General features: G+C 73.5%; 2 protein-coding genes. Both read left to right on the forward strand.

Annotation, left to right across the window (positions count from 1 at the left end; genetic code table 11):
* The first annotated feature begins 73 nt into the window (after positions 1–73).
* Positions 74–13264: a type I polyketide synthase gene (locus tag ACZ7J0_RS08190; RefSeq protein WP_470885107.1), complete on the forward strand. Its 13191-nt coding sequence runs from the start codon at positions 74–76 to the stop codon at positions 13262–13264.
* Between the two features lie 40 nt (positions 13265–13304).
* Complete coding sequence (locus ACZ7J0_RS08195; RefSeq protein WP_470885109.1) at positions 13305–18665, forward strand: type I polyketide synthase; 5361 nt, start codon at positions 13305–13307, stop codon at positions 18663–18665.
* The last annotated feature ends 19 nt before the right edge of the window (positions 18666–18684 follow it).

Consider the following 18684-nt stretch of genomic DNA (forward strand, 5'->3'; position numbering starts at 1 on the left):
ACTCCTCCGTACGGAACAAGACTGAGCCGCACAGCGCGACTTCTGTCTTTTCCGAACAAGGGGTGGATCGGTAATGCTGCGTACCGAACTGATACGACCGTTGCCCGAACTACTGAAGGCGCATGCGCATTCCTTCGGGAACAAGACGGCTTTCAGTGACGGCCGGCGAAGCGTCGGATACGCCGAATTGGAGGCCCGTACCGGCCGGCTGGCCGGGCATTTCGCGGAACTCCGTCTCCAGCCCGGCGACCGGGCGGCGATCCTGCTCGGCAACCGGGTGGAGACCGTGGAGAGTTATCTCGCGATCACCCGGGCCGGCGCGATCGGCGTACCGCTCAACCCCCGTTCGACCGAGGCCGAGCTTGCCTATCTGCTCGCGGACAGCGGCGCGCGGCTCCTCATCACCGACGCCGCGCACCTGGACCAGGTGCGCCCGGTCCTGGAGAGCGGACAGTCGCTGCGGATCGTCGTGGTCGGCGACGAGGGCGTTCCGTCCGGGGCGCCCTCCGACTGCGTGCCGTACGAGCGGCTCGCCACCACCGAGCCCGGCGCGCCCGCCCGCGACGATCTGGGTCTGGACGACGTGGCCTGGCTGCTCTACACCTCCGGCACCACCGGCAGGCCGAAGGGTGTCCTCTCCACCCAGCGCAACTGCCTCTGGTCGGTGGCCGCCTGCTACGCACCCGTGCCGAACCTGACGCCCGAGGACCGGGTCCTGTGGCCGCTGCCCCTCTTCCACAGCCTGTCGCACATCTTCTGCGTGCTCGCCGTCACCGCGGTCGGCGCGTCGGCCCGGATCGTCGACGGTTTCTCGGCCGAGGAGGTCCTGCAGGGCCTGGCCGAGGACAATTCGACGTTCCTGGGCGGCGTGCCGACGATGTACCACTACCTCGTCTCGGCCGCACGTGAGCGCGGCTTCCGCGCGCCGGCGCTGCGGATGTGCCTGGTCGGCGGCGCGATCACCACCGCGTCGCTGCGGCAGTCCTTCGAGGAGTCCTTCGGCGCGCCGCTGCTCGACGCGTACGGCTCGACCGAGACCTGCGGCTCGATCACCATCAACTGGCCGACGGGCGCCCGGGTCGAGGGCTCCTGCGGACTTCCCGTTCCCGGCCTCAACGTGCGTCTCGTCGACCCGGAGACGGGTGCGGAGGTCGGCACCGACGAGGAGGGCGAGGTCTGGGTCAGCGGCCCGAACGTCATGGCCGGCTACCACAACAAGCCCGAGGAGACGGCGGTCGCGCTGCGCGACGGCTGGTACCGCACCGGGGACCTGGCCCGTCGCGACGAGGCCGGGTACTTCACCGTCACCGGCCGCATCAAGGAAATGATCATCCGGGGCGGGGAGAACATCCACCCGGGCGAGGTCGAGGACGTCCTGCGCCAGGTGCCGGGCGTCGCGGACTGCGCCGTCGTGGGCAAGCCGCACGACATCCTCGGCGAGGTGCCGGTGGCGTTCATCGTGCCGTCGGCGGAGGGCTTCGATCCCGAGGCGCTGTTCACGGCCTGCCGGGAGCAGCTCGCGTACTACAAGGTGCCCGAGGAGCTGTACGAGATCGAGGAGGTGCCCCGCACCCAGTCCGGGAAGGTCACCCGTCTCGCGCTGCTCGACCGCCCGGGCCGTCTGCGGGCGGCCGGCAGCAGCCACTTCGAGGCGCTGCTGCGCCTGGACTGGATCCCGCTGCCGTCGGTCCCGACCGCCACGGCGGTCACCGGCGACTGGGCCGTCGTCGGCGCGGACGCGGCGCCCTTCACCGCGTCGGGCATCCACACCGACGCCTTCGACGACCTGGCTTCCCTGCGCGCCTCTTTCGCCCAGGGCCGCCAGGTGCCCGAGGTGACCGTGCTGAACCTGGCGGGCATCACTCCCGCCCCGGCCGAGCGCACCGGACGCGTCTCCCCCGAGGTCGCCGTCGCCGACGCCGCCGACAGCGTGGTCACGGCGCTCGCCGAGGCCGTCGAGCCGTGGCTCGCGGACGAGCGGACCGCCGGGTCCCGTCTGGTGGTCGTCGTGCGCCGAGCGGTGTCGACCGGCGCCGGCACCGACACACCCGACCTGGCGCAGGCCGCCGCCTGGGGCTACGCGAGCGCTCTGCAGGCCGCGCACCCCGGCCGGATCGTCCTCGCCGACCTGGACGAACCGCTCGGCTCCGACGAGCGCGCGGGCGGCCCCGTAGCCGCCGCGCTGCTCGCCGCCGTCGGCTCGGGCGAGGACCGCCTCGCCGTACGGGACGGCCTCGTCCTGCAGCCCCGGCTCGCCCGGGTCTCCGCCGCCGTCGAGGACGCCCCGCGCCCGCTCGTCGACCCGCAGGGCACGACGCTCGTCACCGGGGCCGACGGCGCCCGGGGCATCGCCGTTGCCCGGCACCTCGTCACCGCGCACCAGGCCCGGCATCTGCTGCTGATCAGCGCCCAGGGCGACGCCGACCCGGCCGCCGCCGCGCTCCGCGACGAGCTCACCGGCCTCGGCGCCACTGTCGCCCTGCACGCCTGCGACCTCACCGACCGGGACGCGCTGACCGGCGTGCTGGCCCAGTCCGCCCGCCCGGTCACCACCGTCGTGCACGCGCCCGACCCGGAGGACTTCTGGCCGGGGGCGCCGCTGCGCGCCACCGTCGAGGGCACGCTCCACCTCCATGAGCTGACCCGCGCCGCACAGCCCTCCGCGTTCGTGCTGTTCTCGTCGGCCGACAGCCTGATCGGCATCCCCGGCGACCCGGGACAGGCGGCCGCCGACGCGTTCGTGCAGGCGCTCGCCCAGCACCGTGTCTCGCGCGGTCTGCCGGCGCAGGCGCTGGCGTTCGGGCCGTGGGAGCTGCCGGACACGACGACGGGCGGCACCCGCGCGGGCATCGGCGCCCTGCCCACCCGTACCGGCCTCGCCATGTTCGACGCGGCCCGACTGGCCGGCCCCGCCTGCCTGTTCCCGGTCAAGCTGGACACCGCCACGCTGCACCGCGACGCCGTGCCGTCCCTCTTCGACGATCTGATCGACGCCGCCCCGCGCGCCTCCGAGGCCGACGACAGCCGCGCCGCCGCGCTCCGCGAGCGCCTGGACGCGCTGCCCGAGGACGGCGGCGTACGGATGCTCCTGGAGCTGGTCCGCACCGAGGCGGCCCGCACCGCGGAGCTCGACGGACCGGGTGCCGTCGGCGCCGAACGCGCCTTCAAGGCCCTCGGCTTCACCTCCGTGCACGCGGTGGAGCTGCGCAACCGGCTCACCGAGGCGACGGGTCTGCGGCTGCCCGCCACCCTCGCCTTCGACCACCCGACCCCCGCGGCCGTGGCCCGGTACCTGCGCGCCCAGTTGGTGAAGGACAACGGCCCGGACACCGGTCTCGTCCCCGTCGGCACCGGATACGACGACGAGCCGATCGCCATCGTTGCCATGGGCTGCCGGCTGCCCGGCGGGGTCACCTCGCCCGAGGAGCTGTGGCAGCTCGTCTCCGACGGGGTCGACGCGGTCTCCGCGTTCCCCGACGACCGCGGCTGGGACCTGGAGAAGCTGTACGACCCCGACCCGGCCCACACCGGCACCTCGTACGTCCGCGAGGGCGGGTTCCTCTACAACGCGGGCGAGTTCGACGCCGGGTTCTTCGGCATCTCACCCCGCGAGGCCCTCGCCACCGACCCGCAGCAGCGGCTCCTCCTGGAGACGGCGTGGGAGACCTTCGAGCGCGCCAAGATCGACCCGGCGGGCCTGCGGGGCGCCGCCGTCGGTGTCTTCGCCGGAGTGATGTACCACGACTACGGCTCCCAGTCGGGCCAGGCGCCCGAGGGCACCGAGGGGTACATCGGCATCGGTACGGCGGGCAGCGTCGTCTCCGGCCGCATCTCGTACACCCTGGGTCTCGAGGGCCCGGCCGTCACCGTCGACACCGCGTGCTCCTCCTCGCTGGTCGCCCTGCACCTGGCCGCGCAGGCCGTCCGCAGCGGCGAGTGCGCGATGGCCCTGGCGGGCGGTGTCGCGGTGATGGCGACCCCGTCGTCGTTCGTGGAGTTCTCCCGCCAGCAGGGCCTGGCCACCGACGGGCGCTGCAAGGCGTTCGCGTCTGCCGCCGACGGCACCGGCTGGGCCGAGGGCGCCGGACTGATCCTCCTGGAGCGCCTCTCCGACGCCCGGCGCAACGGTCACCCGGTTCTCGCGGTGATCCGCGGCAGCGCCATCAACCAGGACGGCGCCTCCAACGGCCTGACCGCGCCCAGCGGCCCGGCCCAGCAGCGCGTCATCAAGCAGGCCCTCGCCAACGCCGGTCTCGGCACCCTCGACGTCGACGCCGTCGAGGCGCACGGCACCGGCACGACGCTGGGCGACCCGATCGAGGCGCAGGCCCTGCTCGCCACCTACGGTCAGGGCAGGCCGGCCGACCAGCCCCTGTGGCTGGGCTCGCTGAAGTCGAACATCGGCCACGCGCAGTCCGCCGCCGGTGTCTCCGGTGTCATCAAGATGGTCGAGGCCATCCGCAACGGCGTCCTGCCCCGGACGCTTCACATCGACGAGCCGAGCGCGCACGTCGACTGGTCGGCGGGCGCGGTGGAGCTGCTGTCCGAGGCGCGCCCGTGGCCTGAGACCGGCCGCCCGCGCCGCGCCGGCATCTCGTCCTTCGGCGTGAGCGGCACCAACGCGCACGTCATCATCGAGCAGCCGCCGGCCGTGGAGACACCCGAGCCGGAGGGCGAGACTCGTGAACTCGCCGCCGTGCCCTGGGTGTTGTCGGCCGGTGCTGCCGAGGCACTGCCCGCGCAGGCCGCCCGGCTCTCCGCCTACCTGGAGGACCGGCCGGAGCTCGGCCATCAGGACGTCGCCCTGGCGCTGGCCACGACCCGCGCCGCCCTCGAGCACCGGGCCGTGGTCACGGCCACCGACCGTGAGTCGGTCCTCGCCGAACTGCGGGCTCTCGCCCAGGGCCGCACCGGCGCGGCGACGACGCTCGACAAGCCGTCGGACGGAGCCCTGGCGTTCCTGTTCACGGGGCAGGGTGCGCAGCGGGCCGGGATGGGACGCGAGCTCTACACGGCCTTCCCCGCCTTCGCCGAAGCCCTCGACTCCGTCTGCGCCGAGCTCGACCCCCACCTCGACGGATCCCTCGCCGACGTCATCACCACCGGCGAAGGCCTCAACGACACCGGCTGGACCCAACCCGCCCTCTTCGCCATCGAAGTCGCCCTCTACCGCCTCTACGAGTCCTGGGGCATCCGCCCCGACTACCTCGCCGGACACTCCGTCGGCGAAATCGCCGCAGCCCACGTCGCCGGCATCCTCACCCTCACCGACGCCGCCACACTCATCACCGCCCGCGGCACCCTCATGCAAGCCCTCCCCCAAGGCGGCACCATGGCCGCCCTCAACCTCACCGAAGAACAAGCCCTCGACCACATCAAGGGCCTCGAAGACACCGTCTCCATCGCCGCCATCAACGGACCCACCTCCACCGTCATCTCCGGCGAACAGACAGCAGTCCTCAACATCGTCAAGAAAGTCAAGGAAGCAGGCGGCCGCGCCAAACAGCTCACCGTCTCCCACGCCTTCCACTCCCCCCTCATGGACCCGATGCTCGACGACTTCCGCGCCGTCGTCACCGGACTCACCTTCAACCCACCCCACACCCCCCTCATCTCCAACCTCACCGGCACCCTCTCCGACGACACCATCCTCACCCCCGACTACTGGATCAACCACGTCCGCGAAGCCGTCCGCTTCTCCACAGGCATCCACACCCTCGCCCAACAAGGCGTCACCACCTACCTCGAACTCGGCCCCGACGCCGTCCTCACCGCCATGGCCACCGAAACCCTCGACGAGATCGACGGCAGCCCCGTCCTCGTACCGTCGCTGCGGCGTGCACAGGACGAGCCCGCCACCCTCGTCTCCGCCCTCGGCCGGCTGCACGGGCGTGGTGTGTCCGTCGACTGGTCCGCGTTCTTCGCGGGCACCGGTGCCCGTCCGGTCGATCTCCCGACCTACGCCTTCCAGCGCGAGCGCTACTGGCTGGACGCCCCCGCCGCCGTGGCCCCGGCCGACGGCCAGGGCGGCGCGGCGCACTCGGAGTCCCGGTTCTGGGAGGTCGTCGAGAGCGGTGACCTGGACGCGCTGAGCGAGACGCTCGGTGGCGGGGACAGCGCCTCGCTGGGCGCGGCCCTGCCGATCCTCGCCGACTGGCGGCGCGGCGAGCGGCTGCGGACGACCCTCGATTCCTGGACGTACCGGGTCTCCTGGAAGCGGCTGCCCAAGGACAACGGCCCGGTTCTGTCCGGGGTGTGGCTGGCGGTCGTCCCGGCCGGTTTCGCCGACGGTCCCACCGCCGCCGTACTGGACGGACTGCGGGCCCAGGGCACCGAGTTCACGGTGTACGAGGCCGGCACGGACCCGGAGGCGTACGGAGAAGGACTGCGCGCGGCGCTGGAAGACGCCACTGCCCGGGGCGCGTTGGGCGGTGTCCTGTCGCTGCTCGCGCTGGACACCCGGCCGCACCCGGAGCACCCGGCGCTGACCCGTGGTCTCGCCGCGCTCGCCCGGCTGCTGCCCGCGCTCGACGAGGCCGGTGCGACCGCGCCGGTCTGGTCGCTGACCCGGGGCGCCGTGAGCGCGGGTCCCGACGGACGGGTCGAGGACCCGGCGCAGGCGCTCGTCTGGGGCTTCGGTGTGGCCGCGGCGCTGGAGTACCCGCGTCTGTGGGGCGGCATCGTCGACCTGCCGGGCACGGACGGCCTCGACCGCAGGACCGTTCAGCGGCTCGCGCTCGCGCTCGGCGGGGCGGAGGGCGAGGACCAGCTCGCGGTCCGCGCGTCGGGGGTCTTCGTGCGCCGTCTGGTGCGCGCCCCGCAGCGGGGTGCGGCCACCGAGTGGTCGCCGCGCGGCACGGTCCTGGTGACCGGTGGTACGGGCGGGGTCGCCGCGCAGATCGCGCGGAGGCTGGCCCGCGGCGGCGCCGAGCATCTGGTCCTGACCAGCCGGCGCGGCTCCGCCGCCGAAGGTGTCGCCGAACTGACCGCGGAGCTGGAGGAGTTCGGGGCCCAGGTCACCGTCGCCGCGTGCGATGTGACCGACCGGTCGTCCCTGGCCGCCGTCCTGGACTCCGTACCCGTCGGGCTGCCGCTGACCGCCGTCGTGCACGCGGCGGGTGTCGGGCAGACCGGTTCGGTCGCCGACACCGGCCCCGAGGAGATGAACCGCGTCCTCGCGGGGAAGGTCCTGGGCGCCGCGCACCTCGACGAGCTGCTCGCCGACCAGCCGCTGGACGCGTTCGTCCTGATCTCGTCGAGCGCCGGTGTGTGGGGCGGTGGCGGGCAGAGCTCGTACGCGGCCTCCAACGCCTATCTCGACGCGCTCGCCGAGCGGCGCCGGGCACAGGGCCGTCCTGCGACGTCGATCGCCTGGGGTTCGTGGGGCGGGGCCGGCATGGGCGCCGCCGACGGGTCGGCCGAGCGGATGCGCCGCCTGGGTGTGCCGCCGATGGACCCGGACCTGGCCGCGACCGCGCTGATGCGTGCGGTCGGGCGGGGCGAGACGACGGTCGCGATCGCGGACGTCGAGTGGTCGCGGTTCGCACCCGGCTTCACCGCGGCCCGGCCGAGCGCCTTCATCGGCGAACTGCCCGAGGTGCTGGACGCGCTGCGCGAGGACGAGGTCCCGGCGGCCGGCGGGAGCGGCGGCGGCGGTTCCTTCGCGGACCGTATCGCCGCGCTGCCCGAGAACCGGCGCGCGGACGCGGTCCTGGAGGTGGTGCGCGAGGCGGCGGGAGCCGTACTCGGCTACAACAACGGCTCGGCCGTGGCGCCGGAGAAGACCTTCAAGGAGCTCGGCTTCGACTCCATGACAGCGGTCGAGCTCCGCAACCGTCTGGGCGCCTCGACCGGTGTGCGCCTCTCGCCCACCCTGGTCTTCGACCACCCGACGCCGCAGCGGCTCGCCGCGCATCTGCTCACCGAGTCCGGCGCCGGCGCCGCGTCCCCGGCCGCCGCACCCGCCGTGGCCTCCCGGGCGGCGCTGGACGACGACCCGATCGCGATCGTGTCGATGGCCGGCCGCTTCCCCGAGGGGCTCGACTCGCCGGAGGAGCTGTGGCAGCTCCTGGCCGAGGGTCGGAACGCGCTGGGCGACTTCCCGGACAACCGCGGCTGGGACGTCGACGGGCTGTACGACCCCGAGCCGGGTACCCCGGGCAAGACGTACTCCGTGAAGGGCTCGTTCCTGCGGGACGCCGACGAGTTCGACGCCGCGTTCTTCGGGATCTCCCCGCGTGAGGCGCTCGCCATGGACCCGCAGCAGCGGGTGATCCTCGAGACGGCGTGGGAGGCCTTCGAGCGCGGCGGCATCGACATCACCGCGCTGCGCGGCAGCCGGACCGGTGTCTTCGTCGGCGCCTTCCACACCGGCTACGCGGTCGGTACGGACAACGAGGAGGTCGACGGCTACACCGCGACCGGCAACCAGCCGAGCGTGCTGTCGGGCCGCCTCTCCTACACCTTCGGGTTCGAGGGCCCGGCCGTCACCGTCGACACGGCGTGCTCGTCGTCGCTGGTCGCCCTGCACCTGGCCGCGCAGGCCGTGCGCAACGGCGAGGTCGACCTGGCGCTGGCCGGCGGTGTCACGATCCTCGCCTCGCCGGACGGGTTCGTGGAGTTCTCGCGGCAGCGGGGGCTCGCCACCGACGGGCGGTGCAAGGCGTTCGCCTCGGACGCCGACGGCACCGGCTGGTCGGAGGCGGCGGGTCTGCTGCTGATCGAGCGTCTGTCGGACGCCCGGCGCAACGGCCATGAGGTCCTCGCGGTCCTGCGCGGCAGCGCGATCAACCAGGACGGCGCGTCCAACGGGCTCACCGCCCCCAACGGCCCCTCGCAGCAGCGGGTCATCCTCCAGGCGCTGGCGGACGCGGGTCTGTCGCCCGCCGATGTCGACATGGTCGAGGCGCACGGTACGGGCACCAAGCTGGGCGACCCGATCGAGGCGCAGGCACTGCTCGCCACCTACGGCCAGGGCCGCCCCGAGGACCAGCCGCTGTGGCTCGGCTCCTCCAAGTCCAACATGGGGCACTCGCAGGCCGCGGCCGGCGTCACAGGAATCATCAAGGTGATCCTGGCGATGCGGCACGGCATCCTGCCGAAGACCCTCCACATCACCGAGCCGACGCCACATGTCGACTGGTCCGCGGGCGCGGTGGAACTCCTCACCGAGGCGCGCGCATGGCCCGAGACGGATCGTCCGCGCCGGGCCGGTGTCTCCTCCTTCGGCGTGAGCGGCACCAACGCGCACGTCATCATCGAGCAGGCCCCGGCCGAGGAGCCCGCGGAGGCCGAAGAGGTTCAGGAACTACCGGTGTTCGACTGGCAGGTGGCCGGGTCGACTCCCGCCGCGCTGCGGGCGCAGGCCGCGCGTCTGCTCGACTTCGCCCGTGAGCGGGACGCCCGGGCGGTGGGCCGCGCGCTCACCCGGCGCCCCGCGCTCGACCACCGCGCGGTGGTCGTCGGCGGCGACCGCGAGGAGCTGCTCTCGGGCCTGGAGGCACTGGCCGCCGGGACGGGCTCGGCGCACACGGTCACCGGGTCTCCGGTGACGGGCAAGCTCGCCTTCCTGTTCACGGGGCAGGGTGCGCAGCGGGCCGGGATGGGACGCGAGCTCTACACGGCCTTCCCCGCCTTCGCCGAAGCCCTCGACACCGTCTGCGCCGAGCTCGACCCCCACCTCGACGGATCCCTCGCCGACGTCATCACCACCGGCGAAGGACTCAACGACACCGGCTGGACCCAACCCGCCCTCTTCGCCATCGAAGTCGCCCTCTACCGCCTCTACGAGTCCTGGGGCATCCGCCCCGACTACCTCGCCGGACACTCCGTCGGCGAAATCGCCGCAGCCCACGTCGCCGGCATCCTCACCCTCACCGACGCCGCCACACTCATCACCGCCCGCGGCACACTCATGCAAGCCCTCCCCCAAGGCGGCACCATGGCCGCCCTCAACCTCACCGAAAACCAAGCCCTCGACCACATCAAGGGCCTCGAAGACACCGTCTCCATCGCCGCCATCAACGGACCCACCTCCACCGTCATCTCCGGCGAACAGACAGCAGTCCTCAACATCGTCAAGAAAGTCAAGGAAGCAGGCGGCCGCGCCAAACAGCTCACCGTCTCCCACGCCTTCCACTCCCCCCTCATGGACCCGATGCTCGACGACTTCCGCGCCGTCGTCACCGGACTCACCTTCAACCCACCCCACACCCCCCTCATCTCCAACCTCACCGGCACCCTCGCCGACGACACCATCCTCACCCCCGACTACTGGATCAACCACGTCCGCGAAGCCGTCCGCTTCTCAACAGGCATCCACACCCTCGCCCAACAAGGCGTCACCACCTACCTCGAACTCGGCCCCGACGCCGTCCTCACCGCCATGGCCACCGAAACCCTCGACGAGATCGACGGCGAGACGGCTCTCACGGTCCCTGCCCTGCGCCGGAACCAGGACGAGGGACGGGCGGCCGCCCTGGCGCTCGGCACGCTCCACACCCGGGGTGTCCCGACCGACCGGACCGCCCTGCACACCACGGACGCGGAACGGCCGGGCGAGCGGCTCCAGCTGCCGACGTACGCCTTCCAGCGCGAGCGCTACTGGCTCGACCCGGTCGCTCCCTCCGGGGACGTCGGTTCCGTCGGGCTCGGCGAGCCGGACCACCCGCTGCTGGGCGCGGTGACCGTGCTTCCCGACTCCGGAGGCGTGCTGGCCTCGGGCCGGCTGTCACTCGCCACACACCCGTGGCTGGCCGACCACACGATCGCGGGCACCGTGCTCCTGCCCGGCACCGCGCTCGTGGAGCTGGCCGTGCGCACCGGTGACGAGGTGGGCAGCCCGCACCTGGAGGAGATGATCGTCGAGGCGCCGCTGGTCGTCCCCGCCAAGGGCGGGGTCCAGGTCCAGGTGGTCGCGTCCGGCGAGGACGCGAACGGACGCCGTACGGTCGGCGTCTACTCCCGTACGGACGGCTCGGCGCCCGACGTGCCGTGGACGCGGCACGCGAGCGGATCGCTGGCCGGCGCCTCCGTCCCGCCCGGCCGGGACCTGACGGTCTGGCCGCCCGCCGGGGCCGAGGCGGTCTCCACGGACGGTTTCTACGAGCGGCTGGGCGAGGGCGGATTCGCCTTCGGCCCGCTGTTCCAGGGGCTGCGCAAGGTGTGGACCCGCGGCGAGGAGGTCTTCGCCGAGGTCACCGTGGACGACGCGGCGGCCGGGCGCTTCGGGCTTCACCCGGGGCTCCTCGACTCGGCGCTGCACGCCGCCGCCTTCGCCCCGTCACGGGCCGGCGACGACCGGACCCGGCTGCCGTTCGCCTGGAACGCAGTGGCCCTGCACGCCTCGGGAGCCACCGCGCTGCGGGTGCTGATCGCACCGGCCGGCGCGGACGGGTTCTCGGTGACGGCGGCGGACGCGACCGGCGCGCCGGTCGCCTCGGTCGGGTCGCTCGTCTACCGCGAGGTGTCCGCCGATCAGCTGGGCGGCGCGGGCGACGCGGTACGGGACGCGCTGTTCCGCACGGAGTGGAACCCGGTCGCGCTCTCCACGGCTCCCGCCGAGGGACCATGGACCCGGTTCGACGCCTCGGCGGACGCCGAGCTGCCGGTGCCGGCCCGTGTCCGTGCCCTGACCGGTCAGGTCCTGGCCGCGGTACAGGAGTTCGTGGAGGACCCGACGCAGGACGGCACGACCCTGGTCGTGACCGTGGACCGGAACGACCCGGCGTCGACATCGGTCCGAGGTCTGCTGCGCACCGCGCAGCTGGAGTACCCCGACCGGGTCGTGCTGGCCGAGCTGGACGCCTCGGACGCCTCCCGGCAGGCGCTGGAAGCGGTCGCGGCTTCGGGCGAGCCGCATCTGGCTCTCACCGAGGGTGCGGCGACGGCTCCGCGACTGGCGAGGACGGCCCCCGCCGATGGGGAGGCCGACGGGGTCTTGGGCCCGGACAGCGTGGTGCTGATCACGGGCGGCACCGGTTCGCTGGGCGCGCTGTTCGCCCGGCATCTGGTCAGCTCGTACGGCGTGCGGCGGCTGGTGCTCACCAGCAGGCGCGGCCGGGCTGCCGACGGCACGGACGAGCTGATCGCCGAACTGACCGGCCTGGGGGCCGAGTCGGTGGCGGTGGAGGCGTGCGATGTCTCCGACCGGGACGCCGTGCGACGGCTGCTCGACGCGCACCCGGTCACCGCCGTGGTGCACACCGCCGGTGTGCTGGACGACGGCACGCTCGCCTCGCTCAGCCCCGAGCGGTTCGACACGGTCCTCACCCCCAAGGCCGACGGCGCGTGGAACCTGCACGAGCTCACGGCCGGCCGGGACCTGGACGCCTTCGTCCTCTTCTCGTCGGTGTCGGGCACGCTCGGCAACCGCGGGCAGGCCAACTACGCCTCCGCCAACGCCTTCCTGGACGGACTCGCCGCGCTGCGACGGGCCCAGGGGCTCCCGGCCACCTCGCTGGCGTGGGGTCTGTGGGAACAGGTCGGCGGTATGGCGTCGACCCTGGAGGCCGGTGACCAGCGCCGCGCATCCCGGGACGGGATGCGGGCCCTCACCGCCGAGGAGGGCCTCGGCCTCTTCGACGCGGCCCTGCGGTCCCCGGAGGCCGCTCTCGTACCCGCCAAGCTCGATCTGGCCGCCTACGCCCGCCAGCAGCCCGTTCCGGCGCTGCTCCACGGTCTCGTGCGGCCCGCCCGCAAGCAGGCGGCGGCCGCGGCGGCCGAGCAGGGAGCGGAGTCGTTCGCCGACCGGCTGGCGAAGCTGGCCGAGAGCGAGCGGGAGGCCGCCGTCCTCACGCTCGTACGGACCGAGGCCGCGGTCGCGCTCGGGCACTCCGGTGCCGACGCGGTCCAGCCGGAGCAGGCGTTCAAGAACCTCGGCTTCGACTCGCTCGCGGCGGTGGAGCTGCGCAACCGGCTCACCGCCACCACCGGAATCCGGCTCCCCGCGACGCTCGTCTTCGACTACCCGACGCCCCAGGCGCTGGCCCGCCAGCTGCAGGAGCAGCTGGCCCCCGCGCCGCAGGCTCCGGCGTCGGCGACCGCGTCCGAGGTGCTGGCCGAACTGGAGCGCCTGGAGCGCGTGCTGGCGGCGACCGTCCTGGACGACGGCCGGCAGTCCGAACTGGCGCTGCGGCTGCAGACCCTGGCCGCGCAGTGGGGTGGCAAGGCCCCGGTCGCGGCCGACGACAGCGGTATCGATCTCGACTCCGCGAGTGACGACGAGCTCTTCGACCTCATCGACAGCGAACTCGGGCTGTCCTGACCGGCAGACCTCACCTCATACGTAAAGGAACACACTGGTCATGACCAATGATGAGAAGCTTCGCGACTATCTGAAGCGTGTGGTCGCCGAGTTGAAGCAGACTCAGGGGCGGCTGCGCGAGATCGAGTCGGTGAAGTCCGAGCCGATCGCGATCGTCGGGATGGCGTGCCGGCTGCCGGGCGGGGTCACCTCGCCCGAGGAGCTGTGGCGGCTCATCGCGGACGGCACGGACGCCGTCAGCGAGTTCCCGGTGAACCGTGGCTGGAACACCGACGACCTGTACGACCCCGACCCGGAGAAGTCCGGCAAGTCGTATGTCCGCGAGGGCGGATTCCTACACGACGCCGATGAGTTCGACGCCCGGTTCTTCGGGATCTCGCCGCGCGAGGCGCTGTCGATGAACCCGCAGCAGCGGCTGCTCCTGGAGACGGCCTGGGAGACGTTCGAGCGGGCCGGTATCGACCCGACGACGCTCGGCGGCAGCAGCGTCGGTGTCTACGCCGGGGTGATGTACCACGACTACGCGGTCGGGCTCACCGATGTGCCGCGCGAGGTCGAGGGGATGCTGTCCATCGGCAACTCGGGCAGCGCCACCTCGGGCCGGGTCTCGTACACCCTGGGTCTGGAGGGTCCGGCCGTCACGGTCGAGACCGCCTGCTCCTCGTCGCTGGTCGGCATCCACCTGGCGGCCCACGCGCTGCGCAGCGGCGAGTGCTCGATGGCGCTGGCGGGCGGCGTCGCGGTGATGGCGACGCCGGACACGTTCGTGGAGTTCTCGCGCCAGCAGGGCCTGTCGCCGGACGGCCGCTGCAAGGCGTTCGCCGGCGCGGCGGACGGCACCGGCTGGTCCGAGGGCGCGGGTCTGATCCTGATGGAGCGCCTGTCGGACGCCCGCCGCAACGGTCACCCGGTCCTCGCGGTGATCCGCGGTACGGCCGTCAACCAGGACGGCGCGTCCAACGGTCTGACGGCCCCGAACGGGCCGGCGCAGCAGCGGGTCATCAAGCAGGCCCTCGCCAACGCCGGTCTGTCCCCCCAGGACGTGGACGCCGTCGAGGCGCACGGCACGGGCACCAAGCTGGGCGACCCGATCGAGGCGCAGGCACTGCTCGCCACCTACGGCCAGGGCCGCCCCAAGGACCAGCCGCTGTGGCTGGGCTCGCTGAAGTCCAACATCGGGCACTCGCAGTCGGCGGCCGGTGTCGCCGGTGTGATCAAGATGGTGGAGGCGATCCGGCACGGCGTGCTGCCGAAGACCCTGCACATCGACGAGCCGTCCCCGCACGTGGACTGGTCGGCGGGTGCGGTCGAACTCCTCACCGAGGCGCGCGAGTGGCCCGAGACGGGCCGTCCGCGCCGGGCCGGTGTCTCCTCCTTCGGGGTGAGCGGCACCAACAGCCACGTCATCATCGAGCAGGCCCCGGCGGAGGAGCCCGTCGAGGAGGGCGAGCGGACGGCCCCGCCCGTCGTGCCGTGGGTCCTGTCGGCCCGTACGCCGGAGGCGCTGCGCGCCCAGGCCGGGCGGCTGCACGAGCTGGCGACGGCGGAACCGACGTGGGACGTGGACCCGGTCGACATCGGGCACTCGCTCGTCACCACCCGTACGTCCTTCGAGCACCGCGCGGTGGTCGTGGGGTCCGAGCGGCAGGAGCTGCTCGACGCGGTGGCCGCGCTGGCCCGGGGCGAGCGGGCGACCGGCGTCGCCGAGGGCGAGCGCACGCCCGGGAAGCTGGCGGTGCTCTTCACCGGCCAGGGCGCGCAGAGGGCCGGAATGGGCCGTGAACTGTACGAGTCCTTCCCTGTGTTCGCGGAGGCGTTCGACACGGTCTGCGCGGAACTGGACCAGCACCTCGACCGGCCGCTGGCCGAGGTGATCGCTTTCGGCGACGGCCTGGACGAGACGGGCTGGACCCAGCCCGCGCTGTTCGCCCTGGAGGTCGCCCTCTACCGGCTCATCGAATCCTGGGGGGTGCGGCCCGACCATGTGGCGGGACACTCGATCGGCGAAATTGCAGCGGCGCATGTGGCGGACGTACTCACGCTTGCGGACGCGAGTGCGCTCGTCGCGGCTCGTGGCCGGCTGATGCAGGCCCTGCCGCAGGGCGGGGCGATGGTGGCGCTCGGGACGTCCGAGGCGGAGGTGGCGCCGCTCCTCGAGGGGCAGGTGTCCCTCGCGGCCGTCAACGGCCCCGCGTCGGTGGTCGTCTCCGGTGAGGAGGCCGCCGTCCTGGCGGTCGCGGAGAAGGTGAAGGCGGCCGGGCACCGCACCAAGCGGCTGACCGTCTCGCACGCCTTCCACTCGCCGCTGATGGAGCCGATGCTGGACGACTTCCGGGCCGTCGTGTCCGGGCTGACGTTCCACGCGCCGAAGATCCCGGTGGTGTCGACGCTGACCGGCAGGGTGGCCGGGGACGAGCTGCGGACGCCCGAGTACTGGGTGCGGCACGTCCGCGAGGCCGTCCGGTTCTCCGACGGCGTGCGGACCCTCGCCGAGCAGGGCGTCACCACCTTCCTTGAGCTGGGTCCGGACGCGGTGCTCACGGCCATGGCCGCGGAGACGCTCGACGGTGACGCCGTCGTCGTACCGGCGCTGCGGCGCGGCCGTCCGGAGGCGCGGGTCCTCGTCGAGTCGGTGGGTCAGGTGTACGCGGTCGGGCGGATCGTGGACTGGCCGGCCTTCTTCGAGGGCACCGGCGCCCAGCGGGTCGAGCTGCCCACCTACGCCTTCCAGCGCGAGCGTTACTGGCTCGCGGGCGGTGGCGGCGCGGGCGACGTGTCGGCGGCGGGTCTGGCCGGCGCCGGGCATCCGCTGCTCGGCGCGGTCCTCGGGCTGCCGGGCGAGGAGGGGTTGTGGGGGACGAGCAGGCTGTCCCTGGCGACCCATCCGTGGCTGGCCGACCACGCGGTCAACGGAACGGTGGTGGTGCCGGGCGCGGCGCTGGTGGAGCTGGCCGTACGTGCCGGTGACGAGGCGGGCTCGGGCACCCTGGACGAACTGGTCGTCGAGGCGCCGCTGGTGCTGCCCGAGCACGGCGCCGTCCAGCTGCGGATCGGCGTGGCCGGTCCGGACGCGACGGGCCGCCGCCCTCTGACGATCCACTCGCGGCCGGAGGACGCGGCGGCGGACACCCCGTGGACGCGGCACGCCTCCGGGTTCCTGACCGAGAGCGGCGCCGCTCCCGGCGACGCCCTGGCGGTGTGGCCGCCGGCCGGTGCGGAGCCGGCCGGTCTGGACGGGTTCTACGAACGGCAGGAGGCGGCCGGTCTCGGCTACGGCCCGGTGTTCCGGGGCCTGCGGAAGGTGTGGACGCGCGGCGAGGAGGTCTTCGCCGAGGTCGCGCTGGACGAGCAGGAGACCGGGGCCGCCGAGCGGTTCGGGCTGCACCCGGCGCTGCTCGACGCGGCGCTGCAGGCCAGTACGTTCTGCACCCCGCAGGAGAGCGGCGAGGACGGTGTACGGCTGCCGTTCGCATGGAACGGTGTGACGCTGCACGCGGTCGGCGCCTCGGCGCTGCGGGTGCGTGCGGTGCCCTCGGGCTCGGGGGTGTCGCTGGATCTCGCCGACGCGTCCGGCGCGCCGCTGGCCACGGTCACGTCGATGGTGACGCGTCCGGTGACGGCGGAGCAGCTGGCGGGCGGCGGTGACGATCCGCTGCGGGACGCGCTGTTCCGGGTGGAGTGGATACCGGCTCCGCTCAACGCCACGTCGGTGGGCGGCGGCTGGACGCGGCTGGATGTGACCGCCGAGGACGGCGGCACTGTGCCCCAGCGGCTGCGCAGGCTCACCAACCAGGTGCTCGCCACGGTCCAGGAGTTCGTGGAGGAGGCCGACCCGGCGCGGGGTCCGCTGGTGGTGACGGTCCGCTCGGGCGACCCGGCGGCCGCCGCCGTGCGCGGTCTGCTGCGCTCGGCGCAGCTGGAGTATCCCGGCCGGCTGGTGCTGGCCGAGATGGACGGCACGGTCGAGTCGCAGCAGGCCCTGGAGGCGGCCGTGGCCTCGGGCGAGTCCCAGTTCGCGCTCACCGGGGGTGTGCTGAGCGTGCCCCGGCTCGTGCGGAACAAGGCGGTCACGGACGCGCCGAAGGAGGGGGTGCTGCGCGGTCCGGTACTGATCACGGGTGGCACCGGCTCGCTCGGCGCGCTGCTCGCCCGGCACCTGGTCAGCTCGTACGGAGTGACGTCGCTGGTCCTCACCAGCCGGCGCGGGCGCGACGCCGACGGAGTGGGTGAACTGGTCGCCGAGCTCACCTCGCTGGGCGCCGAGAGCGTCGTCGTCGAGGCGTGCGACGTCGCCGACCGGGCCGGCGTGGCACGGCTGCTCGACGCGCACCCCGTCACCGCCGTCATCCACACGGCCGGTGTCCTCGACGACGGCACGCTCACCTCCCTCACCGCCGACCGCTGTGCCAAGGTCCTCTCCCCCAAGGCCGACGGTGCCTGGCACCTGCACGAGCTCACCGCGGACCGGGAGCTGGACGCCTTCGTCCTCTTCTCCTCGGTGACCGGGGTCCTCGGCAACCGTGGCCAGGCCAACTACGGGGCGGCCAACGGCTTCCTCGACGAGCTGGCCCGTCACCGGCACTCCCTGGGCCTGCCCGCGGTGTCCCTGGCGTGGGGGCTGTGGGAGCAGAACGGCGGCATGGCACAGGCCGTGGAGGGGCGCGCGTCGAAGGACGGGATGCGGGCGCTCACGGCCGCCGAGGGGCTCGCGCTGTTCGACGCGGCTCTGGTCTCCGACCAGCCGGCGCTCGTCCCGGCGAAGCTGGATCTGGCCGCGTACGCCAGGACCCAGCCGCTGCCGGTGCTGCTCCAGGGTCTTGTGCGCCCCGCCCGCAAGCAGGCCACCGCCGCCGCCCCGGGCGCGGACACGCTGGCCACCCGGCTCGCGGCGCTCCCGCCCGCCGAGCGGCAGCGCGAACTGCTGACGCTCGTGCGGACGGAGGCGGCGGCGTCGCTGGGTCACTCCGGCGGTGACGCGATCAAGGCGGGGCAGGCCTTCAAGGAGGTCGGCTTCGACTCGCTCGCGGCGGTGGAGCTGCGCAACCGGCTCACCGCCGCCACCGGGATCAAGTTGCCGGCGACGCTGGTGTTCGACTATCCGACGCCGGCCGTGCTCGCCGACCATCTGCTGGCCACGCTCGCCCCGGCCGCCGACGCGGCGACGGGCGGCGCGGTGGACGCGGCCGGGCGTGAGGCGGACATCCGCCGGTTCCTCGCCACCGTGCCGCTGGACCGGCTCGCCGCCCTCGGCGTCCTGGACCGGGTCCTGCCGCACCTGGAGAGCGCCACTGCCGCCGCCCCCGTCGAGAGCGGCGCCGACGATGCCGCCGCCTCCGAACTGATCAGCGAAATGAGTGTCGACAGTCTGCTGGAGCTCGCCCTCGGCGGCGAAGCCCACTGAGCGAAGGCCACCGACCGGC

It is taken from the genome of Streptomyces sp. NPDC038280, from assembly GCF_055600045.1.

Excerpts from the sequence above, each read along its gene's own strand:
- ACZ7J0_RS08190 (WP_470885107.1), top strand. The coding sequence starts at position 74 with ATGCTGCGTACCGAACTGATACGACCGTTGCCCGAACTACTGAAGGCG.
- ACZ7J0_RS08195 (WP_470885109.1), top strand. The coding sequence starts at position 13,305 with ATGACCAATGATGAGAAGCTTCGCGACTATCTGAAGCGTGTGGTCGCC.